Below are 23,372 nucleotides of genomic sequence, written 5' to 3' on the forward strand. Positions count from 1 at the left end.
CTGACGTCGGCGGACCGACGCTGTGGGCTGGGACCAGGCCAACCTATACGAGGACACCCGTAGTCTTGGTCGGGTGTGGGACATCCCTGTGTCGGTGCGCTGGGCGTGCTGGTTCAACGCCTGGCTCGAGGGCCGGGTGTCGCTCGACGAGGCCCGTGACGCCGTGGTCGGCGACGACGCCGCGCACGACGTGCTGGGGCTCGAGGACGACGCCACCACGCCGCTGATCCTCGCCTGGGGACGTCTGCGCAGCCGCGGTGCCACCGGCGCCCGTCCGGTCGTGGTGGAGCCGGGCGACCTGATCGGGCTGGCCGGTCCCCCGTCGTTCAACGGGGCGGCGCTCGACGTCGGCGAGGCCGTCGTCGTCGAGGGCAGCGGGCTCGGCCTGGTGCCGAGCGTCGTCGGAGCGGGGGTGTTCTGGCAGGTGCACGAGGCCCGGGGCGGTGCGCACGTGCCGTCCGTCGCCGAGGCCGAGCGGGCCCTGCGTGAGCAGCTGGCCCACACCGCCGGCGCGCTCGTCGAGCTCGACGTCGCCCGGTGGCGCCCCGAGATCGCCGACGCGCTCTCGGAGCTGCGGTCGTCGTCCGACCCGGTGCTGCCCGACGGCTACAGCCCGCGGGCGACGCGCGTCGCGGGGCTCGCGTCACGGTGCCTGACCATCGGCACGCTCGCCGCCGACGTGCCCACGGGCGCGGTGTCGTCGTGGGAGCACGACCAGCGCGAGCAGCACCTCGTCGCCCTGCGCCGCGCGGCGCGTCACGCCCTCGTCGCGGCGGCCAGCGAGCCTGCGCTCGCGAGATGAGCGGCGCGCGCCGGTAGGCTCCCGTCACGTGGACGACCGCCCTGCACCCGCGCCCGTGCTGCACGAGCCGACGGTCTCGCTGACCCTCACCGGACGTGACCAGCCGGGCGTCACCCAGGTCCTGTTCGAGGCGCTCGCACCGCTCGGCGTCGAGGTGATCGACATCGAGCAGCTGGTCATCCGAGGCCGCCTGGTGCTCGGCGTCCTGCTGACCCAGCCCGAGGACCGTCCCACGTTCGACGCCGCCATCGACGCGGTGCGCACCCGGCTCGGCGTGGACGTCGACGTCGAGCCCGGCACCGGCGACAACCGTCCCCGGCGCCACGGACGCTCGCACGTCACCGTGCTCGGGATGCCGCTGCTGCCGGGGGCCTTCGCCGCCGTCGCCGCCCGGATCGCCGAGACCGGTGCCAACATCGACCGCATCGTCCGGATGGCGCGCTACCCCGTCACCGCCATCGACCTCGACGTGTCGGGCGCCGAGCCCGACCGCCTGCGCACGGCGCTGGCCACCGAGGCCGCCGCCCAGGGCATCGACGTCGCCGTCCAGGAGCTCGGGATGCAGCGGCACGCCCAGCGCCTGGTGGTGATGGACGTCGACTCGACCCTCATCCAGGGCGAGGTGATCGAGATGCTCGCCGCCCACGCCGGCTGCGAGCAGCAGGTCGCGCAGGTCACCGAGGCCGCCATGCGCGGCGAGATCGACTTCGCCGAGTCCCTCGAGCAGCGCGTCGCCCTGCTCGCCGGCACGCCCGTCTCGGCGCTCGACGACGTGTACGCCAACCTCGTCTACAGCCGCGGGGCGAAGACGATGGTGCGCACCCTCAAGCGACTGGGCTACCGCTTCGCGCTCGTCAGCGGCGGCTTCACCCAGGTGATCGAGCGGATCGCCGCCGACCTCGGCGTCGACTACTTCGCGGCCAACGACCTGCAGGTGGCCGACGGCGTCCTCACCGGACGCGTCGAGGGGACCGTCGTCGACCGGGCCGGCAAGGCCACCGCCCTGCGCCGCTTCGCCGAGCAGGCCGGCATCCCCGTCGCCCACACCGTGGCCATCGGCGACGGCGCCAACGACCTCGACATGCTCGGCGCCGCCGGCCTCGGCATCGCGTTCAACGCCAAGCCCGTCGTCCGCGAGGCCGCCGACACCTCCCTGACCGTCCCCTACCTCGACGCCATCGTCTACCTCCTCGGCATCACCCGCGAGGAGATCGAGTACGCCGACGACCTCGAGGGGTTCGACCGAGTCGACCACTAGCAACGGCGGCAACCACGGATCGGAGCCGTCGTGCGAGCACCCCGACGGCCGGAGCGCTGGTGACCTCCGCAGCGGTGGGTATGCCCCCACGATCGGCCGGTTCCTGGGGCCATACCCACCGCTGACCCGCGACGGGGCGTAGCGGCGCGCGCCGCGGGACGTCCCGCGCGACGGCGCCGATCTGTCAGTTCTGCACGACCCGTCCGCCCGGAGGTCCTGTCGCTGCGGGCAGGTGGGCGGGGCGGACGGGCCACGCAGAACTGCCGGATCGGCTCCTTGGCTGGGGTTGCTTGTCTTCAGTACTCGCGGGGGGTGACGAAGGCGGTCAGGTCTCCGCCGGGAGCCCCCCACTCCGCAAGACCGACGACCGCACATCCGCAGGTGGGGAGACCTTGGAGGCTGAGGCGGTCGTGGGTCTCCCCCGGGGTGTCGGCCAGCTGGAGGGCCAGGGCGGTCATGGTGGGGTTGTGGCCGACGACGAGGACGGTGCGGACCTCGGGGTCGGTGTCGGCGACGACGGCCCGCGCCTCGTCGGAGCCGGCGGCGTAGAGGTCGTCGCGCACCTCCACCTCGACGTCCAGCGCCTCCAGGCTCGGGGCCAGCTGCTCCCACGTCGCGGTGGTGCGGGCGGCCGAGGAGACGTAGGCCACGGCGGGCGCCGCAAGCGCCAGCCCGGCGATCCAGGTGCCGAGGCGCGAGGCGTCCTCGAGGCCGCGGTCGGCCAGGCGGCGCGCGTGGTCCGTGGGGCCGGACTGCTCGGCCTTGCCGTGCCTGACGATGACGAGATGGCGTCCGAGGGTGTCGTCCATGGCGACATCGTGCCCGACGTGTGCACGACGGGCGAACACCGTCGGCTGCGAGTGGGCTCGAGGTGCGTCGTCACCACCTGGGTGCCACGCTGGAGGAGTACGTCAGTCCACTTCACCAGAAGGAGGGTCCTCATGGGCCTCGGAGACAAGATCAGCAACGCGGCAGAGGACCTCAAGGGCAAGGCCAAGGAGGCCGTCGGCGACGCCAAGAACGACGACAGCCTCAAGGCCGAGGGCAAGGCCGACCAGAGCAAGTCCTCGGCCAAGCAGGCCGGCGAGAACGTCAAGGACGCCTTCAAGAAGTGACGTCCCCGCGCTGACGCCTCACCGCGTCGCGCACCACGAACGCCCCGACCGTCACGGTCGGGGCGTTCGTGCGTCCGGAGCCTGCGCTCAGACGCCCATCGCGTGGTAGCCGCCGTCGACGTGGACGATCTCGCCCGTGGTCGCGGGGAAGAAGTCGCTCATCAGGCCCACGACCGTCTTCGCGGTGGGCTCGGTGTCGGTGTTGTCCCACCCGAGCGGCGCGCGCTCGGACCACACGCCCTCGATCTCCTCCATCCCCGGGATGGCCTTGGCGGCCAGCGTCTTGAGCGGGCCGGCCGACACGAGGTTCACGCGGATGCCCTCGGGGCCGAGGTCGCGCGCCAGGTAGCGCGCGCACGACTCCAGGCCCGCCTTGGCGATGCCCATCCAGTCGTACGCCGGCCACGCCACGGTGGCGTCGAACGTCATGCCGACGACGGTGCCGCCGGGCGACAGCAGCGGACGGGTGGCCGCGGCGAGGCTCATCAACGAGTACGCCGACACCTGGACGGCCTGCGACACGTCGGCCCACGGGCCGGTCATGAACTTGCCGCCGAGGATGGTCTCGGGATTGCCGTAGGCGATCGAGTGGAAGACGCCGTCGAGGCCGTCCTCGAAGCCCGGGACGGCGCGCACGGCGTCGGCCAGGCCGTCGAGGTGCGACTGGTCGGTGACGTCGAGCTCGAGCACCTCGGCGGGCTCGGGCAGCCGCTTGACGATGCGTCGCGTGATGCCGAGCGCGCGCCCGAAGTTGGAGACCACGACGGTGGCTCCCTGCTCCTGGGCGATGCGGGCGACCGCGAACGCGATCGAGTTGTCCATCGTCACGCCGGTGACGAGCAGCTTCTTGCCGTCGAGGATGCCCACGGGTGCTCCTTGCTGGGGGTCGGTGCGGGGGTGTGAGGGGGTGGGTCAGTGACCCATGCCGAGGCCGCCGTCGACCGGCAGCACGGCGCCGGTGACGTAGGCAGCCGCGTCGGACGCGACGAAGACGCAGACGCCCGCCACCTCGTCGACGCTCGCGTAGCGCTTGAGCGGGATGGCCGCCTTGTACTCCTCGCGCTGGGCCTCGGGCAGCTCGGCGGTCATGTCGGTCTCGACGAAGCCGGGCGCGACGACGTTGGCGGTGATGCCGCGGCTGCCGAGCTCACGGGCGAGCGAGCGCGCCATGCCGACCAGGCCCGACTTGGACGCCGCGTAGTTGACCTGGCCGGCGCTGCCGAGCAGGCCGACCACCGACGAGATGAACACGATGCGGCCGCGCTTGAGGCGCAGCATGCCCTTGGCAGCGCGCTTGGCGACGCGGAACGAGCCGGTGAGGTTGGTCGCGAGGACGCTGTCCCAGTCGTCGTCGGACATCCGCAGCACCAGGGTGTCGCGGGTGATGCCGGCGTTGGCGACGAGCACCTCGACGGGTCCCTGCTGCGCCTCGATCTCGGCGAACGCGGCGTCGACCTGGGCGGCGTCGGTGACGTCGCAGCGGACGCCGAGGAAGCCCTCGGGCGGCTCGCCGGAGCGATAGGTGACCGCCACGTCGTCGCCGGCCTCACGGAACGCCTGGGCGATCGCGAGTCCGATGCCTCGGTTGCCTCCGGTGACGAGGACGGACCTGCCCACACGTGCCTCCAGCTGTCGGGGTCGAAGTTCGCTGTGACGCTATCGGCTACCAGGCGGTAGGCGTAATCACGGGGCCCGCTGCTACTCGTCGTCCTCGAGGCGGAAGCCGATCTTCATCGTCACCTGGTAGTGCGTGGGGTCGTCGCCCGTGATCTGCCCGCGGATGCCGGTGACCTCGAACCAGTCGAGGTGGCGCAGCGTCTGGCTGGCGCGGTTGATCCCGTTGGTGATGGCCTGGTCGACGCCGTCCGGGGACGTGCCGACGATCTCGCTGATGCGGTACGTGCGGTCGCTCATGGGGACATCATGGTGGATCGGGGTGGACCCGGTGCGATCGGTCCGAGGCGATCTGAACTCTGCCCGGCCCGGGCGTACCGTGGAAGACATGGAGAACCGCAAGGACGACACCGTCAGCATCACGAGTGCGCGTCCCGGCCGAAGCGTGGATCTGCGCAACCGACAGACCCGTTACCTCGTCTCGATGATGATCCGCACCGTCTGCTTCGTCCTGGCCGTGGTGGCCTCGGGTCCGCTGCGCTGGATCTTCATCTTCGGCGCCGTGTTCCTGCCGTACGTGGCCGTGATCTTCGCCAACACGAGCAGCGAGGGCGACAGCGTCGACCCCGACGTCATCACCCCCGAGCCGATCGGCGAGATCGGCTCCACCGAGCCGCGCCGCTGACACCGGCCGAGGCTCAGACGGCGTCGACCGTCCTGGTCTCCTTGTAGAAGCCGCGCGCCGACAGGAACGCCCGCAGCGTGAGCTCGTGCTCGGGGCACGCCAGCCACGTCTTGCGTCGCTCGGGCGTGTGGATCTTGGGGTTGTTCCACAGCACCGCGTGCGTCGCGGGCTCCTGGCATCCCTTGGCCGAGCAGACGAGCGGGCCCTCGGGGGCGGCGTCGGTCACCGGCGTCTCAGCCGCCGATCGCGGACATGGGGCGCACGGGCTGCAGGAAGCCGACGTCGTCGATGCCGTGACCGGGGAGCTTGGTCCACAGCGCCGCGCGCCAGCGCTCGGCGAGCTCGGCGTCGTCGGCTCCCCCGCGCAGCGCCGCGCGAAGGTCGGACTCCTCACGGGCGAACAGGCAGTTGCGCACCTGGCCGTCGGCGGTGAGCCGGACACGGTCGCAGTCGCCGCAGAACGGGCGCGTGACGGACGCGATGACGCCGACCGTCGCGGGGCCGCCGTCGACGGCGAACTCCTCGGCCGGGGCCGAGCCGCGGGCGCGGCCGGCGGGCGTGAGGTCGAACCGGGTGGCGAGGGTCGCGAAGATCTCGTCGGCGGTGATCATGCCCTCGCGGCTCCACTGGTGCTGCGCGTCGAGGGGCATCTGCTCGATGAAGCGCAGCTGGTAGTCGCGCTCGAGGCACCACTGCAGCAGCTCGGGTGCCTGGTCGTCGTTGACGCCGCGGAGGAGCACGGCGTTGATCTTGACCGGACGCAGGCCGGCGGCGTGGGCCGCCTCGAGGCCCGCGACGACGTCCTTGAGACGGTCGCGGCGCGTGATCTCGAGGAAGGTCTCGGGACGGACGGTGTCGAGGCTGATGTTGACGCGGTCGAGGCCGGCGTCGGCGAGCGCCTGCGCGGTGTGCTTGAGGCCGAGGCCGTTGGAGGTGATGGACGTGCGGACGTCCGCGTCCATCGCCTTGACCGCCGAGATGATGCCGGGGAGGCCGCGGCGCAGCAGGGGCTCGCCGCCGGTGAAGCGCACCTCGGTCACGCCGAGCCGCTGCACCGCGACGCCGACGAGACGGATCATCTCGTCGTCGGTGAGCGTCTCCTCGGTGGGCATCCAGTCCAGGCCCTCGGCGGGCATGCAGTACTGGCAGCGCAGGTTGCAGCGGTCGGTGAGCGAGACCCGCAGGTCGGTGGCGACACGCCCGTGACGGTCCACCAGCGGGGTCGTCTTCTCCAGGGAGGCGGTCATCTGGCGAGTCTACGGGCCGGTAGCCACATGGGCGCGTCCGTCCCCCACCCGCCCACCCGATACCGTCGTGACGTGTACCGCTTCATGCTGAGCGCCCGCTGGCTCGGCTTCGCCGTGTTCGTGGCGCTCTTCGCCGGGCTGACGATCCGCCTGGGCTTCTGGCAGATGGACCGGTACCACCAGCGCGGCGAGGAGAACCGCGTCGTGGCGGCCAACCTCGACAGCGCGCCGGTGGGCATCGACGCCATCGACGGCGACGGCCGCACCCCCACCTCGGAGGACGAGTGGAAGCGCGTCGAGGTGCGGGGCACCTACGACGTCGACAAGCAGGTCACCGTCAAGTACCAGACCCGCGACGCCGGCCCCGGCGTCGACGTCGTCACCCCCTTGGTGCTGGAGTCCGGACGCGCGGTGCTCGTCGACCGCGGCTGGACGGCCAGCCAGAACAGCGGCCAGAGCATCACCGAGGTGCCGGCGCCGCCCACCGGTCCGGTGACGGTGGTGGGCTGGTGGCGCGAGGACAGCGGCGCCAAGGACAGCGCCGTCGTCCCCTCGCGGGGCCAGGTGCGCGCGGTCTCGTCCGAGGGCATCGGCACCACGACCGACTACGACCTGCACCGCGGCTTCCTCGACCTGCGCACCCAGGACCCCGCACCGTCGCGCGACGACGCCCTGGTGGCCGAGCCGCGTCCGAGCCTGGGCATCGGCCCGAGCCTGTTCTACGCGTGGCAGTGGTGGTTCTTCGCCGCGATGGCGATCACCGGCTACTTCTACTTCGCCTACGCCGAGGCGCACCCCAAGCCTCGACGCGGGTCGGCCGTGAAGGGCGAGCGCCGCCCCACGCCGACGTCGGTCTGAGCCTCAGCCCAGCAGGCTGGCGAGCATCCGGAGCAGGTCGGCCTGGGCGCGTCGCTCGGCCGCGGCCTGCTGCTCCAGGTCGCGCTCGGACGCCCCGAGCAGCAGGCCCTTGAGCGCGGTGATCGTCTGGTGGGGCGGCGTCGTCAGCGCGCCGACGAGCTCGCGGGCGGTTGACTCGAGGGCGTCGAGCGGCACCACGGCGGTGGTGATCCCGAGCGCCTGCGCCTCCGCGGCCCCGATGGTGCGGGCCGTCGCGCAGATCTCGAGGGCGCGGGAGTAGCCGACGATCTCGACCAGGGCCTTGGTGCCCGTCAGGTCGGGGACGATGCCGAGCGCCGACTCCTTCATGCAGAACTGGGCGTCCTCGGCCGCGACGCGCAGGTCGCACGCCAGGGCGAGCTGGAACCCGCCGCCCACCGCGTGGCCCTGGACGAGTGCGACGGAGACGAACTGCGGCGAGCGCAGCCAGGTGAACCCGCTCTGGTAGTCGGCGATCTGCTCGTCGAGGCGCTCGTCGTCGAGGGCGGCGACCTCGGGGAACGTCCGCTCCCCCGGCACCCCCTCGGCGGTGAGCATGGCGCGGTCGAGACCGGCCGAGAACGACGCGCCCTCACCCCGCACCAGCACCACCCGGACGTCGGCCGGCACCGCACGTCCGATCGAGGCCAGGCCCCGCCACGTGCGCGGCGTCTGCGCGTTGCGGGCCTCCGGGCGCGTGAGCGTCACGGTCAGCACCGGCCCCTCGACCTCGGCGCGCAGGCCCGCCGCAGCGAGCTCCTCGGTGTCGAACAGCGGGCTGGGGCTCGTGGCGTCGCTCATGCCGCCCACCCTAGGGCTACCGGCCGGTAGCCAGTCTCCGGGCCGAGCGGACCGGGCCGGACGGGAAATCGGCGTATGGCCGGTCCAGGCGGCCATACGCCGATCCTCCGGTCGTCTGGCCCACGCCCGTCCCCCGTCGCCGAGTGGCGCAAAACCCGACACGAGTGGCGCAAGTTCGGGCCCGGCACCGCGTGTCGACCCCGACTTTGCGCCACTCGCCGTGAAGGGGACGGCGGGCGGCTCAGGCCAGGGAGACCAGATCTCTGTACTCGTCGGTCCAGAGATCCTCGACGCCGTCGGGGAGGATGAGGACGCGGTCGGGCGAGAGGGCCTCGACGGCGCCCTCGTCGTGGGTCACCAGGACGATGGCGCCCTCGTAGGCGCGGATGGCGCCGAGGACCTCCTCGCGGGAGGCGGGGTCGAGGTTGTTGGTGGGCTCGTCGAGCAGCAGCACGTTGGCCGCCGAGACGATGAGCGACGCGAGCGCCAACCGGGTCTTCTCGCCGCCGGAGAGCACGCCGGCCGGCTTGTGGGAGTCGTCGCCGGTGAACAGGAAGGCGCCGAGCACGCTGCGGGCCTGGGTGTCGGTCAGGTTCGGTGCCGACGACTGCATGTTCTCGAGGACGGTGCGGCTGGTGTCGAGCGTCTCGTGCTCCTGGGCGTAGTAGCCCAGGCGCAGTCCGTGGCCGGGCTGGATCTCGCCGGTGTCGGCGGCCTCGGTGCCCGAGAGCAGCTTGAGCAGGGTGGTCTTGCCCGCGCCGTTGAGGCCGAGGACCACGACGCGGCTGCCGCGGTCGATCGCGAGGTCGACGTCGGTGAAGATCTCGAGCGACCCGTACGACTTGCTCAGCGCCTCGGCCATCAGCGGGGTCTTGCCGCAGGGGGCGGGCGTCGGGAAGGAGATCTTCGCGACGCGCTCGGCGCTGCGCACGCCCTCCAGGCCGCTCATCATCCGCTCGGCGCGGCGCGCCATGTTCTGCGCGGCGACGGCCTTGGTGGCCTTGGCCTTCATCTTGTCGGCCTGGGCCATCAGCTGGCCGGCCTTGCGCTCGGCGTTGTCCCACTCGCGCTTGCGGCGACGCTGGTCGGTCTCGCGCTGCGCCAGGTAGGCCTTCCAGCCCATGTTGTAGGTGTCGACCTCGGCGCGGTCGCCGTCGAGGTGGAGCACCTTGTTGACGGTGTCGCCGAGCAGGGCCACGTCGTGGCTGATCACCACGAGGCCGCCGCGGTGGTTCTTCAGGTAGTCGCGCAGCCAGACCACCGAGTCGGCGTCCAGGTGGTTGGTGGGCTCGTCGAGCAGCAGCGTGTCGGCGTCGGAGAACAGGATCCGGGCGAGCTCGACGCGTCGACGCTGGCCGCCGGAGAGGGTGCCGATCTGCTGGTCGAGCACGCGGTCGGGCAGCCCCAGGCTGGCGGCCATCGTGGCCGCCTCGGCCGCGGCGGCGTACCCGCCGCCGGCGTGCAGCTCGGCGTCGGCGCGGGTGTAGCGACGCATGGCCTTGTCGCGGACCTTGTCGTCCTCCGAGCCCATGTCGATCTCGGCCTGGCGGAGCTTGCGCACCACCTCGTCGAGCCCGCGGGCGCCGAGGATCCTGTCGCGCGCCGACATCTCGGTGTCGCCGGTGCGGGGGTCCTGCGGCAGGTAGCCGATGGTGCCGCTCACGGTGATCGAGCCCGCGGCGGGCTCGCCGTCGCCGGCGAGGATCTTGGTGAGCGTCGTCTTGCCCGCGCCGTTGCGTCCGACCAGCCCCACCTTGTCGCCGGCGCCGACGCGGAACGTCACGCCGCTCATGAGCACGCGTGCGCCGACGCGCAGCTCGAGGTCGTGGACGCTCAACATCGAAGACTCAGCTCACTACGGGGACGGGGGCCGACAGGGGCCGCAGCAGGCGGGGCCTGTCGTCACGCGGCGCGTGTGCGGTGTCCGGGCAGCAGCTCGTCGACGAGGGCGTCGGTCTGCGCGGAGGCCCCGAGCGGTGATCCGTGCTCGGCGATCTCAGCGTACATCTGGTCGGCAACCGCACGGACGTCGGCCCGTCCGCCGAAGCGGTCGGCCAGACGCAGCGCCGCACGCCACAGCTCCTCGCTGGCCGGGCACATCACCAGGCCCTGCTGGAGCGCGTCACGGGCGAAGTCGCCGTCGTCGTTCTGGGCCCCGTGCTCGGCCAGGACGCGGGCGGCGATGCTCACCGCGAGCGCCATGTCGGCCTCGACGGTCGTGCTCGCGAGCCAGCTGTACCGGCCCCTGGGCAGGTCGGCCCAGGCGCGGCCGCGGACGAGCGACAGCGCGCCCCGGAGCGTCTCCAGACGCGCGGGCCCGTCGAGCCGCGACCCGCGGTTGAGCCGGGCACGGAAGCGGTCCCAGTCGACGCCGACCTGGCGGTCGTCGAGGGAGACGATGCCGCCCTCGGACCGCAGTCGGGGGGTCCCGTCCTCGTCGGAGCCGAGCCACCGCGCGACCTGCTCGAGCGTGGCGTCGCGGACGTCGTCGCCGACCCCGCGGGGCCAGATCGCCGACGTGAGCCGGTTGAGGTGCACGCCGCCCGGGTGCACGGCGAGGTACGCCACGACCTCGGTCCACAGCTCGACGCGGTCGGGGTCGGCCTCGCCCGCGCCCTCGACCACGACCGGGCCGAGGACGCCGACCGACACGGCCGGCACCTGGTCGTCGTCCTGCGAGGCGCCGAGCGCCTCGGCCACCTCGCCGAGCTCGACCCGCGGTGCGCCGGACGCGACGACGGGCAGCAGCTCGCCGATCACGCGCGAGCTCTCGACGGTGAGCTGCTGGGCCTGCACGTCGATGCCGAGGTAGGACGCCGACAGGCGCCCGGCCGGGGTGAGCGCGACCCGCAGGGCGGCCTCGGGGGTGTCGCCGACGACGACGACGCCGAGTGCGACCTGCTGGTCGGCGGCGAGGTCGCACAGGCGCTCGAGGTCCGTGCCGACGGGGAGCCCGGAGCAGACGACGAGGTGGTAGGTCCAGGCCTGGCGGTCGGTGCCGTGCAGACGGGCCTCGCGGGCCGAGACGGTGTCGGCACGGCGGCAGGCGGCGCGCTGCTGGCGCGCGACGTTCTCGAGCGACTCGAGCACGCGCTCGACGTCGTCGACCTGGCGCACGGACTCGGGCGCGACGGGCGCGACGTCGTCGGCGAACCCGACCAGCGTGACGGTGCGGTCGTCGGCCCAGGGGTGGGTGGCGGTGTCGACGGCGATGCTCATGGCCAGGGCCCGGGCGGTGTCGGCGTCGCCGCCGAGGCTCATCGGGCCGGGTACCGACTCGAGGTCGAGGAGCAGCATGGTGCCGTCGTCGCGGCGACCGACCGTCACGAGTCCGGGCAGGGGGGCGACGCCGTCGACGTGGTCGGTCTCGGCGTCGCGCGCGAGGCTCCAGACGCGCGCGTCGTCGCTCACGCTCCACCCGCGGGGGGCGTCGACAACGGGAGTCTCGGCGAACGTCATCACCAGGCCGGCGTCACCGACCGAGCACCGGCTCGGCGCCGGCACGGGCCCCTGGAGCGAGCCGCCCCAGCTGCGCAGCGCGCGGTCGAACCACCGAGCGCCGTCGACGTCGGCCTCGTCGCGCAGCCGGGCGCCGGGCGGCGGGCCTGCGGGGTGGGGGCCGTCGGGCTCGGGGTCGGTGCCACGGGCCGCCCACAGCTGGGCGGTGCCGAGGCCGGCACGCTGGCGCCGCAGGCGCAGGGCGAGGCCGCCGGCGAGCAGGCCGCCCGCCACGCCGAACATGGGCGTCCAGCTCGCGAGCGACGACCCCTCGTCGGCACCGGCGTCGACGACGGCCGTGTCGGCGACGTCGGTCTGCTCCGGGGTGTCGGGGGCCACCGGCGCGGGCGCCGCCGGGGCGGGCGCGACCGGGCCGCGGGTGGCGTTCTCGATGACCTTCAGGCCGGGGCCCTTGGCGTCGTTGGGCATCTGCAGCACCCAGCCGGGGTGGATCAGGTCGGGCTGCTTGAGGGTGCGGCCGTCGGGCTGCGTGACGTCCTTGTTGAGGTCGTAGAGCTCCTTGTAGCGGAAGCCGTCGCCCAGGTAGCGGTCGGCGATGTCCCAGAGCGTGTCGTAGTTGCGGTTCTCGGGCGGCTTGACGTCGTAGTACGTGACGACGCCCTGGTCCTGGGCGGCGACGTCGGCGGCGGTGGCCGCGGTGAGCTCGCCCTCGGTCGGGAGGTCGTCGATCGCCTCGGCGGCCTGGTCCATGGTCGGCGACAGCGAGGCCAGCGAGCTGACCGAGGTCACCTGGTGGTGCGACGACGAGGCGGCGACCGCGTTGGCCGAGGGCATCGTCACCGCGGCCGTGCCGACGAGGAGCACGATCGAGGCCACGAGCCGCCGCGCGAGGCCCTGGGTGCCGATGCCGCCGCCGGGGACGCGAGGGGCGAGGCCGCGGACGCCGCGCTCGTTGACCGCCTCGACGACCAGGCAGACGCAGAAGTGCGCCCAGGCCAGCCAGAGGACGACCGCCAGGACGCCCATCACGGTCTGGGCGTCGAGCCGCGCGGTGAGCCAGGCGCTGCTCGGCGGGCCGCTCGGCAGCGGCACCTCGAACGCGGTGTACAGCGCGATCGGCACGCCGACCACGATCAGCACGGTGCCGACGAGCGCGGCCAGGCCCTGCGCGACCTGCGCGCCGCGGCTCGGCACGTCCACGGCGGGCAGCTGACGCTGCCGGCTCCGGGTGCTGCTCATGGGTGGCTCCTCGTGAATCTGGTCCGGGACGGGACGGTGCGTGCGCTCAGCTCAGGCTGAACCGGGGCGGCACGTTGCTGGCCTGCGCCTCGCGGACGGGCAGCGGCTGGTCGGTGTACTGGATGAGCTCGGTGCCGCCGTCGGCGTTGCGCTGGCCGAGCGTCCGCCACGGGCCGCCGTCGCTGGAGTACTCGACGCGCCAGTAGACCGCGACGCGGACGATGTACACGGGACCGAGCGACTCCGGGATCTCCCGGTCGGTCTTCTTCATGTTGTCGCGCGCGGTGGCCGACGAGCGCTTGAACAGGATGTAGCAGTTCGAGGCCTGCTTCTTCGGGTCCGGGCCCGCCTGCTCGTCGTACGTCGGGTTCTCCTGGTTGCAGATCGTCTGCTCCATGTCGTTCTGGAGCGGGTCGATCCGGATCTTGGTCGCCTGCGCACGCATCCGCATGGGTCCGTTGTTGTTCTCGATGTACGGACCGCCGTCGGCGTCGCCCGCGTACTGGCCACCCGCGACCACTCGCTGCGTGCCGCGCTCGAGCCACCGGAACGTCATGTACGCCGGCACGCCGACGCGCGGGACCGGCGTGGGCCGGGACTGCAGGAACGGCGTGGGGAAGTCGGTGGCGCGCGTCTGGGCGAGACGGTCCCACAGGAACTCCGACAGCGGCGAGGGGTCGTAGGTGGTGTCGTAGTCGTTGGGCAGGTAGGCCAGGTGCACGTTGACCTGACGGCCGGGACCGCCGTCGAGGGTGTCCCAGTCGAGGTAGTCGATGCAGGTGCGGATCCACCACTGGCCCTCGTCGGGCGTGGGGTTGAACGGCACCGTGGTGCCCTCGCGGGGCTTGCTGAAGCGGCAGCGGTCGAACTTCTGCTTGCCGAAGCGCTCGCGCAGGGTCTGCACCTCGCCCCCGGCGCCGGTGATGCAGTACGAGCCCATGCCGGTGCCGTTGGCGTGGACCACGCACCCGTTGGACGACTCGGACGCGCCGCTGCTCGACCCCTCGGCCGCGGCGGGCGCCGACGGGGCCGTGAGCACGGTCAGGGACAGGACCGCGGTCGCCGTGGCGACCAGGAACGACCGCAGGGGTCGGACGCGGGCTGTCATGGTGAACCTCCTGGACATGTCTGGCCGGTGCGACCGCTCTCGGTCACCCTCCACGTCTCCCCCGAGCGCCTCAGGACGGTGAGGACCTCGACCCATCCCGGGTCGGCCCCCTCCGACGCCTCGCCCGTGGCCTCGACGAAGAAGCCGGTGCTCGGCGCCCACTGGCACACGGTGAGCCGGACCGTGGCTCCCGACTCGCTCGTGGATTCTAGACGCCCAAGGGGTCGCAGACCGACGGTCAGTCCGTCGCGGGCGTCGGTGGCACCCCGGGCGGTGATCTGCTGGACCGCCTCGGACGTGGCGACGCGCCGCAGCTCGGGCGTGGCCTCGTGCGCCCGGAGGCTCTCGGCCCGGGCCTCCTCGAACGCCGTCCAGGCGGCCAGCACGGCCGGGTCCAGGTCGCCGGCACCACGGAGCTCGGCACGGGCCTGGGTGGGCAGGCCCTCGGTGGGCGGCACGCTGCCGGTGGGGATGGTGGGCTCGAAGTCGCCGCCGCCACCGGCGTCGGCCTCGGACGTCGCCGAGGCCGTGGGGCCGGACGGCAGGTCGACCGAGGGCGCCGCCTCCCCCGAGCAGGCAGCCGTGCCGAGCACCGCCAGCGTCACGGCGGCCAGGGCCGCCCGCCGCGCGGTCACTGCTCGTCCCCGGGCTGGGCGGCGCCTGGATCCTCGTCGTCGTCGGCCGGCGGGGCGGTGGTGGGGCAGGTCGGCGGCTGGTCGTCGTCGAGGTCGTTGTTCTCGGTGGGCACGGTGGTGGGAGGTGTGGTGGGAGGTGTGGTCGGCGGTGTCGTGGTCGGCGGGTCGTCCGGGTCCGGCTCGGCGGGCGGGTCGTCCTCGTCCGGGGGCTCGGAGGTGGGCGTGGTCGACGGCGTGACGCACGGCGCCAGGGTGCCCGGCGACAGCGGGTCCTGCTCGCCCGGTCCGACGGTCGGCAGCCCACCGGCACCGGGGTCGGCGGGCGCGACGGTGGGCGGCGGGACCGTGGGCACCGCGCCCTCGTCCGCCTCGTCGATGCCGGTGAAGGCCCGGGCGACGGCGCGCCCGCGGGACTCCAGGGGTCCGGCGCCGAAGATGTCGAGCAGCAGCGGGTCGACCTCGACCCGCGTCTCGACGCCGATGGTCAGGAAGCGCCCGCTCGCGTCCTCGTCGGGCACGAGCACCGGTGCGCACGCCGTCAGCGTGACGTCGCCGGGGACGCCGTCGGCGCCGTTCATGGCGTCGTCGCAGTACTGGCGGACGAGGTCCTGCGCCAGGCCGGGGACCAGCCGCGTCTCCTCGACCTGCAGGTCGAGCGCCTGGGCGCCGGCGCGGGCGGCCTCCTGGGCGTAGGCGATGGCGCGGGCGCGGCCGTTGAGCTGCCGGCCGCCGTCGATGACCAGACCCGCCAGCGGGATCAGCGCGAGCACGGCGATGAGCACGAACGGCGTGATCGAGCCCGCGCTCCCCCGCCGCCCCTCGAGCCGCTCCCACCAGCGCGTCACGGCGTGTACCCGCGGTACCGGTCGAGCGGGCTGACGAACGCGCGCTCCACCTCGATCGTGCCGAGCGGCAGGAACGCCAGGTCGGCGAGGTTCAGCTGGCAGCGCACCGTCACCCGCACGCGCTCGACCTGGGTGGGCTGCGACAGGTCGGGCAGCTGGAACGCACCGGGCGAGGCGACCGCCTCGGACGCCGCGGTGTCCTTGCACGACGTGGGTGCGGTGGCCAGCGTGGACGTGGTGATCTCGCGGGTCAGCTCGGGCACGGCGCTGCGCGAGTTCTGCGCCGTCGCGGCACGCGCCGCGTCACGCGACGCCTGGTCGACGAGGCTCTCGGCCTGCGAGATGCGTCCGAACGCGAACATCAGCGACATCACCAGGAAGATCGCCGGGGCCAGGATCACCAGCTCGAGGGTCGCGGTGCCGCCCTCGCGGCGCGCGGCCCTCACGGGACGTCCGGGACGCCCGGGTCGCCCCGGAACTGCTCGAGCGTGGCGGTGACGGTCTGGGTGACGTCGGCCCGTCGCCCGGGCACGTCGATGTAGCCGGTGACCGTCATCGTCACCAGGCCGGTGTCCTCGTCGATCTCCGATCGCGCCTGCGCGCCCTTGAGCACGCCGACGTTCCGGGCGTAGAAGATGCTCACCCGGCGTGCCTCGGTCTGGAACGCCTCCGGGTCGGCGTTGGTGCCGGCCAGGCGGAGGTACGACACGCCCTCGCGCGCGGACGTCAGCGCCACGTTGCGGCCGTAGAAGTACAGGCCGAACCAGACGATCGCGAAGATGCACAGGAGCAGCAGCGGCGCGATGAAGGCGAACTCGATCGCGGTCGTGCCGCGTTCGGCACGACCGTGACGCAGACGCCGCCACAGGGACGTGGTCAGCCCCCGTTCACGCCGTCCTGGATCTCGTTCGTGCGCGACTCCACGACGTTGCTGATCACCGTGTAGATGCCGAGCGCGAGCGTCACGACGATCGCGGAGATGATCGCCCACTCGATCGCGGACGCCCCCACCTCGGAGCGGCCCTCGCGGCGCGCGCGCTCGGCGCGCCCGCGGACCAGGACGATCAGCATCTGCGCGTACTGGAGCTGCTGGGACATCGGGGATTCCTTTCGTCGACGACATGGAGGTCATGCGCGTCACCGGAGCTGTTGGATCGCGGGGTAGGCCAGGAAGATCAGGAAGGCGCCGCACATCAGGAGCTGCGCCATGAGCATCGACTGCGAGCTCTCGCCGGCCGCGCCCTCGACGTCGACCATCTCCTTGCGTCGCATGCTCTCCGAGCGTGCCATCAGCGACGCCCGGATCTTGGCACCCTCGTCGCCGGCCAGGGCGAGGGCGGACGCGAGGTCGCGGAGCTCCTCGACGCCGAGCTCGCGTCCGAGGTGGGCGATGCCCTCCCAGGGCGTCCAGCCGGCCAGCCGCGCGTTGGAGAGCGCCTGGCGGATGCGGACCATGCCCCAGTGGTCGCCGATCGAGGACGCCGCCATCAGCGCCTCGGGCAGTCCGCGTCCGCCGGCGAGGTTCATCGCCACGAGGTCGAGGAACGAGCCCATGACGTGCCGGAAGTCGCGGCGGCGCGCCTCGGCCTCACGGTGCAGCTGCAGGTCGGGCAGCATGAAGGCGCCGGCGGCGACGGCGAGCACCACCACGGTGGGCACGCCGACGACGCCGATGCGCAGGATGAGCAGAACCGTCGGGAACCAGATCAGCGCCGCCAGCGCGAGCAGGACCTTGTTGCCGAGGTGCGTGGTCAGCGAGCGGTTCATCACCGCGAGGTCGGCGCGGGTGCGCGGCAGCTGACGTCCGCGCGCCTCGAGCTCGGCGATGATGCGCTCGCCGATGGTCTCCCGGATGCTGTCGAGGCGGCCGTCGACGCTCGCGCCGGCGCCGCTCAGCGTGATCGACCGGCGCTGGCGCTGGCCGCCGTCGAGGCGCGCGAGGGTGGCGCCGACGCCGGGCACCGGTGCCGACAGCACCGAGACCAGCAGAAGGATGCCGGCGCCGACGGCGGCGCCCGCGAGGTAGGACAGGATCATCCGGCGCCTCCGATCGGCACGCGGTCGGTGGTGTTGCCGGCCACGAGGAACCGGTCGGGCACGTCGACGCCCGACAGCCGGCGCAGCCACCAGACGCTGAGCGCGAACAGGGCGATCACGACGGCGAGCACGCCCTGGCCCTCGACGGTCCCGTACGGCGCGACGTAGTCGCCGTTGAGCAGGATCAGGCCGCCGGACATGACGACGATGACGCCGACGACGATCTGCACGCTGCGCCGGGTGGAGCGACGGCTGCTCTCGACCCGGCGACGCAGGTCGAGCTCGTCGCGCGCGGAGTCGGCGAGGGCGGTGAGCACGTCGCGCAGTCCGGGGCCGCGCAGGCGCGCGTTGAGGATGAGCGAGGCGACCACGAGGTCGGCCGACGGGTCGTCGAGGTCGTCGGCGAACTTGACCAGGGCGTCCGGCAGGGGCTCGCGCACGCGCAGCCGGTCGACGAGCAGGTTGAGCGACGGCCGGATCGACGGCGCGGCGTTGATCGCGGTGGCCGGGATCGCCTGCTCCAGGCCCACGGCGCCGGCGATGGTGTCGCGCAGCGACTCGGTCCAGGCGGCCAGTCCCTCGATCCGGTTGATCGCGGCGCGCTCCTCGCGCGACCCGCCGAACAGCCGGTCCCACAGGGCGACGAGCGCCCCGATGGCGAGCGCGAGCACGATCCACCCGGTGACGACGAGCGTGAGGGCGAACATGATCACCCCGGCCACCACGAAGCGCACCTGGCGCTGCATCTTGCGCGGCGACCACTGGCGGCGCGGCGTCACCGCGTGCGGCGGCGTGCCGTGGAGCGCGACGTACAGCAGCACGACGCCGAGCCCGACGAGCGCACCGCTGGTGTAGAACAACGGCATCTCGAGGTCGGTGATCATGCCCAGGCTCCGTGGACGAGCGGCTGGTACCCGTGGTCCTCCAGCTCGGCGATGCAGGCGATGGGCGCGTGCGGCATCGCCCTGCCCTCGGAGTCGGGGGCGAAGACCTCGCTGGAGAGCACCTGGCCGTCGTGCCCGACGACCTCGCGGATGCTCTCGACCACGCGCGCCTGACCGCCGCCGGTGGCGTGGTCGTTGTGCTTGCGCACGAAGACGACGAAGTCGAGCGCGCCGGCGATGAGCAGCGTGGTGGCCTCAAGCGGCAACCGCTCGCGCGACTGGATCGCGTAGGTGCCGATGCGGTTGAACACCTCGAGCGAGGAGTTGGCGTGGATGGTCGACAGCGAGCCGTCGTTGCCCTGGCTCATCGCGTTGAGCATGGTGACGATCTCGTCGCCGAGCACCTCGCCGACGATCACCCGCGAGGGGTTCATGCGCAGCGAGCGCCGCACCAGCTCGGCCATCGAGACGCCGCCGAGTCCCTCGGAGTTGGGCAGCCGCTCCTCGAACGCCACCACGTTGGGGTGCAGGTCCTGGTACTCCCCCAAGCCCAGCTCGAGCGCCCGCTCGACCGTGACGAGCCGCTCGGAGGCGTCGATCTCGTTGGCCAGCGAGCGGAGCATGGTCGTCTTGCCGGCGTTCGTGGCCCCGGCGATCATGATGTTCTTGCGAGCACGCACGGCCGCGCGCAGGAACTGGCCGACGTCGCGGCTCATGGTGCCGTTGCCGATCAGCTCGTCGAGGAAGACCCGGCCGAGGCGCGCCTTGCGCACCGAGATCGACGGGCGGGCGCACACGTTCATCACCGCGGACAGCCGCGAGCCGTCGGGCAGGCGGAGGTCGAGCTGGGGGTTGGCGCTGTCGAAGGGCCGGCTCGACAGGCCGGTGTGGGCGGCGAGCACCTGGATCAGCTCGACGAGCTCCTCGTCGGACTCCGCGACGGGCGGGTGCGTCTCCTCGTGGCCGTCGCCGTACTGGACGAAGACCTGGTCGCAGCCGTTGATGTCGATGTTCTCGACCTCGGGGTCCTCCAGCAGCGGCTGCAGCCGGCCCACGCCGAACAGGGCCGAGTGGATGGCCGAGGCCACCTGCGCCTCGTCGTCGGCGGCGATCGGCGCGCGCCCCTCGGCGATCTCGTAGCGCGCGTGGTCCTCAAGGACCTGGACGATCAGCGAGCGCGCGTACTCGCGCTCGTCGTCGGCCGACATCGCGGTGACGCCGCTGACCTGGTCGCGGCGGCGCTGCTCGTTGAGCCGGTCGGCCACCTGCACGCGCAGCTGGCGGACGAGGTTGTGGTCGGTCACGCCTGCACCTCCTGGGTCTGCGGGACCGGCGAGAACCGTGCCTCGGTGTCGTCGGACAGGATGCGGACGAGCGGCGCCGCCGAGCGCACCAGCGACGTGCGCCCGCTGTCGCCCTTGATCTGCCCCTGGAACACGGCGGCGCCGCGACGGTCGTGCGCCACGTGGTGAACGCCGCGCACCGGGACCTCGGCGCGCTCGAGGGCCTCGCGCACCTCGCGGACCGCACGCGTGCGCTTGGGCTCGGCGACGACCACGACGTGCACCGGCGTGCCCAGCGGCCCGCCGAGGTTGGTGATCACCGACGAGAGCCGCTCGCGCAGGTGCACCACGTTGCTCGGCGTCGTGTCGACGACCAGCACGACGGCGTCGGCCGAGCCGAGGAGGTTGTTCTGCGGGGTGGTGGCGCCGATGCGGCCGAGGTCGGCGACCACGTCGGTGCCGACGAGGTCGGCGAACAGCGGGCCGAACTGGATCCACTGCTGCGACAGCGCCACGGCCTGCTCGGGCGTCCCGACGCCCACGAGGACGTCGAGCCCGCCGACGATGGTCTGGGTGTGCTCGCGCACGAGCCCCGGGTGCAGGCTCTTGCGGCCCGCGGCGACCAGGCTCATCAGGCCGCGCTGCGGGTCGAGCACCTTGCCGTCGTGGGCCGGCAGGCGCACCGCGACGTCGCTGCCGGCGGGGTCGCACTCGGCGAGCAGCACCGGGCGCGGCCAGAGCCCGCCGAGGACCAGGCCGAGCGTCGTGGCGCCCGGCGAGCCCTTGGCCGAGGCGACGGCGATCAGGGCCATGGGGTCAGCTCCTCGCGCAGGCCGTGCCGAGGCCGGCGTCGGAGGCGTCGCCGACCAGCGCGACCTGCACGCCGTCGTTGGCCAGTCCGCTGGACAGGGTCTTGAAGCAGCGGCCGCCGATGCTCACCTGGACCGGGACGTCGCTGTCGGCGCCGCCGATGCCGCCGCTGTCGTCGCCCTCGGGGACGCTGACCACCTCGCCCAGGACGATCTGGGGCTCGGCGTCGGCGCCCGCGCCGGACTCGACGGTCATCGCGACCGAGGTGCCGGCCGTGAGGTTGCGCGCGACGGCGGGAGACACCGACACCGTGGCCTGCACGGTGCCCTCGGGCAGTCCGCCGTCCTCGGCGAGCATCCCGCTGTTCAGGACCGTGCCCGGGACGAGCCTCGTCGTCGCGAAGTACTTCTCGACCTGGTCGCGCTGGTCGGCCGACACGCCGTCGTCGAAGCCACGCGGCAGGCGCACGGTCTCGAGGTCGTCGGCCTGGATCTGCTGGCCCTGGGCCACCTCGGAGCGCACCTGGAGGAACTCGACCCGGTCGCCGGCGCGGAGCGCGAGCCAGCCCGACGCGGCGGCGCCGCCGACGATCAGCAGCACGGCCAGGCCGGCGAGCGCCGGGCGGCGCTCGCGCGTCGACGGCAGCCGCGACGGCGGCTGCGAGGTCGACCGGTTGCTCGGGGCCGGACGGTTCTTGGCCATGCGGTGGAACCTCTCACGCTCACGGGACGAATGACCACAGGGCGGAAGGGACGAGCGTCGTCCCCCGACCACTCACTCGACAGAAAGGTACAGCCCGGACCGGGCACGCTGGGGCCGACGTCCGAATTGTGACGTCAATCCGTGGGAGCGGGCGTGGGCACGCTCGCCGACGGCGAGGCCGGCGAGGTCGACGCCGTGGGCGCGGAGGGCCCGGGCGAGGGCGCCGGCGTCCGGCTCTGCTGCTCCTCGCGGTCCCGCTCGCGCTGCTCCTGCGCCTGCTTGCGCTCCTCGGCCGCCTTGCGCGCCTGCTCCTGCTGGAACGCGTCCTTGATCGTGAGACCGCCGCAGATCACCGCCACCACGATCAGTCCCACGACGACGCCGGGCCAGGTGCGCCGGTGCTCGCGCCAGGTGCGGGCCGAGCCGTGGATCAGGGCCGAGCGCAGCTGGCGCCGACGCATGGCGTCGGCCTCGAGCACGTACTTCTCGGCGTCGGGGGTGTGCGCGTACGCCGGTGGTGGTGGAGGAGGAGGGGCCGGACGTCCCTCGGGCGAGCTCACCGGGAGCCGCCCGACAGCGCCACGGCCGCCGCGACCTCGAGCATCGCCTCGCGGGTGGCGGCGCCGACGAGCGAGGCGTCGAACATGCCCCCCTGGGCGAGGTGGACGTCGGGCGGCACCACGACGACGCGCTCGGGCGCGACGGCGACGCGGGCGACGATCTCGCGGTGGGCACGGCGGTAGGAGTCGGCGTACCGGCACACGACCACCACGACCGCCCGCTCGGCCGCCGGCGGGTTGATCTGCTGCAGGCGGGAACGGACCACCTCGAGCGCGGACACCCCCTGCTCCCCCACGCCGGTGACGAGCACGGCCTGGTCGCAGCGCGCGAGCGCCGCGTGGGCGGCGTCGCCTGGGTCGCGTCCGACGTCGACGAGGTTGAAGGCGTGGTCGGCACCGACGCGGTCGAGCAGTGCGGCGAGGTCGCGGCGCTGCAGCGGCTGCTCCCAGGGCGGTCCGTCGACGACCGCCAGGCCGGCCGAGGTGCGCGGCAGCTCCTCCAGCGAGTCGGCGCGGCGCAGCACGGTGGGCGCGGCCAGGGGCTCGGCGACGCCGAGCGCGCGCCCGAGCGACGGAGCGCCGGGCTGGAGGTCCAGGGCCGCCGAGCGGTCCTCGCGCAGCGCGGCGAACGCCGACGCGACCCCGCTCAGCACGCTGGTGGTGCCCACGCCGCCCCGGCCCCCGGCGAAGGCGACGACGCGGCGCTCGGTCTGGCGTTGACGCACCGCGGCGACCAGCTCGCGCTCGACGCCCGCGGCCTCGGCGGCGTCGGGCGTCAGCACGCCGCGCCCGACGGTGCGCAGCAACGAGCCCGGCGAGCGGGGTGCGGGCTTGCGCTGGGCCGTCCGGGCGATCATCTGCGCCACCGGGTCGTGGCGCCCGGTGCCGGCGTCGTCGGGGGTCGTCCAGGACGGCGTGGTGGACGGGTCGGCCCTCGGGACGACGGCGTCGCGGGCCGTCGGCGCCTGCGAGGGCAGGTCCGGGCGGATCGGCACGATCCGGGCCGTCGGTCCGCCCGTCGTCGGTTCGGGCGCTGGCGGCTCGGTGGCCTGACGCGTGCCCGCACCCGAGGCCGCCGACGGGCCGTCCAGCCCGAGGCTGCGCGGGTCGATGCCCATCCGGGCGAGGTCGGCGGCGGCGTCCTGGGCCGACTGCCGGGTGCGCTCCCGGGCGCGCTCGGCCTCGGCCTCGCGGTCGTCGACGGGTCCGTCGTCACTCACAGCAGGCCTCCCAGCAGCCCGTAGACGCCGAGCGCGCCGGCGAGCAGCACGAGCAGGTCGACGACGACGAGGAACTCCACGACGTTGAGCACGCGCTTGAGCCGCGCGCGGGTGATGTCGGACATGCCCAGGGTGCTGGTGCCCACGGCGAGCGCCAGGACGCCCACCGCGGCGGGCACGAGCCAGGGACGC

The 23,372-nt window shown here is 73.4% G+C and carries 28 protein-coding genes; 5 read left to right on the forward strand and 23 right to left on the reverse strand.

The window, feature by feature from the left end:
- Nucleotides 1-73 precede the first annotated feature (73 nt).
- Both ACI6PP_RS00950 and serB read left to right on the forward strand, forming a co-directional pair.
- On the forward strand, nt 74-802 hold the full coding sequence (locus tag ACI6PP_RS00950) for a hypothetical protein (protein WP_421108274.1): 729 nt from the start codon (nt 74-76) through the stop codon (nt 800-802).
- A gap of 28 nt (nt 803-830) precedes the next feature.
- Nucleotides 831-2,060, forward strand: a complete 1,230-nt coding sequence (serB, locus tag ACI6PP_RS00955; RefSeq protein WP_421108276.1) for a phosphoserine phosphatase SerB — start codon at nt 831-833, stop codon at nt 2,058-2,060.
- 296 nt (nt 2,061-2,356) lie between these two features.
- Here the strand turns inward: serB and ACI6PP_RS00960 are convergent, their stop codons facing one another.
- Complete coding sequence (locus ACI6PP_RS00960; RefSeq protein WP_421108278.1) at nt 2,357-2,869, reverse strand: SixA phosphatase family protein; 513 nt, start codon at nt 2,867-2,869, stop codon at nt 2,357-2,359.
- Nucleotides 2,870-3,001: 132 nt separating this feature from the next.
- Here ACI6PP_RS00960 and ACI6PP_RS00965 point away from each other — a divergent pair, with 132 nt between their 5' ends.
- Nucleotides 3,002-3,175, forward strand: coding sequence for a CsbD family protein (locus ACI6PP_RS00965; RefSeq protein WP_421108280.1), 174 nt, complete (start codon nt 3,002-3,004; stop codon nt 3,173-3,175).
- Nucleotides 3,176-3,262: 87 nt separating this feature from the next.
- On the opposite strand, the gene fabI is transcribed toward ACI6PP_RS00965, so the two are convergent.
- The 3 genes from fabI to ACI6PP_RS00980 all read right to left on the reverse strand — a co-directional run bounded on the left by fabI (nt 3,263) and on the right by ACI6PP_RS00980 (nt 5,089).
- Nucleotides 3,263-4,042, reverse strand: coding sequence for an enoyl-ACP reductase FabI (gene fabI, locus ACI6PP_RS00970; RefSeq protein ID WP_421108282.1), 780 nt, complete (start codon nt 4,040-4,042; stop codon nt 3,263-3,265).
- 45 nt (nt 4,043-4,087) lie between these two features.
- Nucleotides 4,088-4,792, reverse strand: a complete 705-nt coding sequence (locus ACI6PP_RS00975) for a beta-ketoacyl-ACP reductase (RefSeq protein ID WP_421108284.1) — start codon at nt 4,790-4,792, stop codon at nt 4,088-4,090.
- A gap of 81 nt (nt 4,793-4,873) precedes the next feature.
- Nucleotides 4,874-5,089, reverse strand: coding sequence for a dodecin (locus ACI6PP_RS00980; protein WP_421108286.1), 216 nt, complete (start codon nt 5,087-5,089; stop codon nt 4,874-4,876).
- Nucleotides 5,090-5,177: 88 nt separating this feature from the next.
- Between ACI6PP_RS00980 and ACI6PP_RS00985 the strand changes: the two genes are divergently transcribed.
- Complete coding sequence (locus ACI6PP_RS00985; protein WP_421108288.1) at nt 5,178-5,474, forward strand: DUF3099 domain-containing protein; 297 nt, start codon at nt 5,178-5,180, stop codon at nt 5,472-5,474.
- Between the two features lie 13 nt (nt 5,475-5,487).
- Here ACI6PP_RS00985 and ACI6PP_RS00990 read toward each other — a convergent pair whose 3' ends face one another.
- Both ACI6PP_RS00990 and moaA read right to left on the reverse strand, forming a co-directional pair.
- Entirely contained in the window at nt 5,488-5,700 is a 213-nt protein-coding gene (locus ACI6PP_RS00990; protein WP_421108290.1) for an acetone carboxylase, read from the reverse strand.
- A gap of 7 nt (nt 5,701-5,707) precedes the next feature.
- A complete protein-coding gene (gene moaA / locus ACI6PP_RS00995) occupies nt 5,708-6,721 on the reverse strand; it encodes a GTP 3',8-cyclase MoaA (RefSeq protein ID WP_421108292.1) in 1,014 nt (337 codons plus the stop codon).
- A gap of 72 nt (nt 6,722-6,793) precedes the next feature.
- On the opposite strand from moaA, the gene ACI6PP_RS01000 reads away from it, so the two are divergent.
- Nucleotides 6,794-7,579, forward strand: a complete 786-nt coding sequence (locus tag ACI6PP_RS01000) for an SURF1 family cytochrome oxidase biogenesis protein (protein ID WP_421108294.1) — start codon at nt 6,794-6,796, stop codon at nt 7,577-7,579.
- Nucleotides 7,580-7,582: 3 nt separating this feature from the next.
- Here ACI6PP_RS01000 and ACI6PP_RS01005 read toward each other — a convergent pair whose 3' ends face one another.
- The 17 genes from ACI6PP_RS01005 to ACI6PP_RS01085 form a co-directional block, all read right to left on the reverse strand.
- Entirely contained in the window at nt 7,583-8,398 is an 816-nt protein-coding gene (locus ACI6PP_RS01005; RefSeq protein WP_421108296.1) for an enoyl-CoA hydratase/isomerase family protein, read from the reverse strand.
- 241 nt (nt 8,399-8,639) lie between these two features.
- Nucleotides 8,640-10,238 (reverse strand): ABC-F family ATP-binding cassette domain-containing protein, encoded by a 1,599-nt coding sequence (locus tag ACI6PP_RS01010; RefSeq protein ID WP_421108298.1) that lies wholly within the window; start codon nt 10,236-10,238, stop codon nt 8,640-8,642.
- A 62-nt stretch (nt 10,239-10,300) separates the two neighbouring features.
- Nucleotides 10,301-13,096, reverse strand: a complete 2,796-nt coding sequence (locus ACI6PP_RS01015; protein WP_421108299.1) for an AfsR/SARP family transcriptional regulator — start codon at nt 13,094-13,096, stop codon at nt 10,301-10,303.
- A gap of 46 nt (nt 13,097-13,142) precedes the next feature.
- On the reverse strand, nt 13,143-14,204 hold the full coding sequence (locus tag ACI6PP_RS01020) for a hypothetical protein (RefSeq protein WP_421108300.1): 1,062 nt from the start codon (nt 14,202-14,204) through the stop codon (nt 13,143-13,145).
- Nucleotides 14,201-14,839, reverse strand: a complete 639-nt coding sequence (locus ACI6PP_RS01025; protein ID WP_421108302.1) for a hypothetical protein — start codon at nt 14,837-14,839, stop codon at nt 14,201-14,203. The genes ACI6PP_RS01020 and ACI6PP_RS01025 overlap by 4 nt, the downstream gene beginning before the upstream one ends.
- Entirely contained in the window at nt 14,836-15,684 is an 849-nt protein-coding gene (locus ACI6PP_RS01030) for a TadE/TadG family type IV pilus assembly protein (RefSeq protein WP_421108303.1), read from the reverse strand. The genes ACI6PP_RS01025 and ACI6PP_RS01030 overlap by 4 nt, the downstream gene beginning before the upstream one ends.
- Entirely contained in the window at nt 15,681-16,130 is a 450-nt protein-coding gene (locus ACI6PP_RS01035; RefSeq protein ID WP_421108304.1) for a TadE/TadG family type IV pilus assembly protein, read from the reverse strand. The genes ACI6PP_RS01030 and ACI6PP_RS01035 overlap by 4 nt, the downstream gene beginning before the upstream one ends.
- The gene (locus ACI6PP_RS01040; RefSeq protein ID WP_421108324.1) at nt 16,127-16,564 is read right to left on the reverse strand and encodes a TadE/TadG family type IV pilus assembly protein; all 438 of its coding nucleotides are present in this window, start codon (nt 16,562-16,564) and stop codon (nt 16,127-16,129) included. Before ACI6PP_RS01040 ends, ACI6PP_RS01035 begins: the two co-directional genes overlap by 4 nt.
- On the reverse strand, nt 16,561-16,782 hold the full coding sequence (locus ACI6PP_RS01045; RefSeq protein ID WP_421108306.1) for a hypothetical protein: 222 nt from the start codon (nt 16,780-16,782) through the stop codon (nt 16,561-16,563). The genes ACI6PP_RS01040 and ACI6PP_RS01045 overlap by 4 nt, the downstream gene beginning before the upstream one ends.
- 39 nt (nt 16,783-16,821) lie before the next feature.
- Entirely contained in the window at nt 16,822-17,721 is a 900-nt protein-coding gene (locus ACI6PP_RS01050; RefSeq protein WP_421108307.1) for a type II secretion system F family protein, read from the reverse strand.
- Nucleotides 17,718-18,605, reverse strand: coding sequence for a type II secretion system F family protein (locus ACI6PP_RS01055; RefSeq protein ID WP_421108309.1), 888 nt, complete (start codon nt 18,603-18,605; stop codon nt 17,718-17,720). The genes ACI6PP_RS01050 and ACI6PP_RS01055 overlap by 4 nt, the downstream gene beginning before the upstream one ends.
- Nucleotides 18,602-19,909 (reverse strand): TadA family conjugal transfer-associated ATPase, encoded by a 1,308-nt coding sequence (locus ACI6PP_RS01060; RefSeq protein WP_421108310.1) that lies wholly within the window; start codon nt 19,907-19,909, stop codon nt 18,602-18,604. Before ACI6PP_RS01060 ends, ACI6PP_RS01055 begins: the two co-directional genes overlap by 4 nt.
- Nucleotides 19,906-20,700, reverse strand: a complete 795-nt coding sequence (locus tag ACI6PP_RS01065) for a CpaE/TadZ family protein (RefSeq protein ID WP_421108312.1) — start codon at nt 20,698-20,700, stop codon at nt 19,906-19,908. The genes ACI6PP_RS01060 and ACI6PP_RS01065 overlap by 4 nt, the downstream gene beginning before the upstream one ends.
- A gap of 4 nt (nt 20,701-20,704) precedes the next feature.
- The gene (locus ACI6PP_RS01070) at nt 20,705-21,400 is read right to left on the reverse strand and encodes a hypothetical protein (RefSeq protein ID WP_421108313.1); all 696 of its coding nucleotides are present in this window, start codon (nt 21,398-21,400) and stop codon (nt 20,705-20,707) included.
- A 134-nt stretch (nt 21,401-21,534) separates the two neighbouring features.
- A complete protein-coding gene (locus tag ACI6PP_RS01075) occupies nt 21,535-21,960 on the reverse strand; it encodes a hypothetical protein (protein WP_421108314.1) in 426 nt (141 codons plus the stop codon).
- Entirely contained in the window at nt 21,957-23,180 is a 1,224-nt protein-coding gene (locus ACI6PP_RS01080; protein WP_421108316.1) for a CpaE/TadZ family protein, read from the reverse strand. The genes ACI6PP_RS01075 and ACI6PP_RS01080 overlap by 4 nt, the downstream gene beginning before the upstream one ends.
- Nucleotides 23,177-23,372, reverse strand: a 196-nt coding sequence (locus ACI6PP_RS01085) for a hypothetical protein (protein ID WP_421108317.1), incomplete at its 5' end; no start/stop codon positions are given. The genes ACI6PP_RS01080 and ACI6PP_RS01085, both read right to left, overlap by 4 nt.

It is taken from the genome of Solicola agrisoli (genome assembly GCF_049059935.1).
Lineage (GTDB): Bacteria > Actinomycetota > Actinomycetes > Propionibacteriales > Nocardioidaceae > JAURVT01.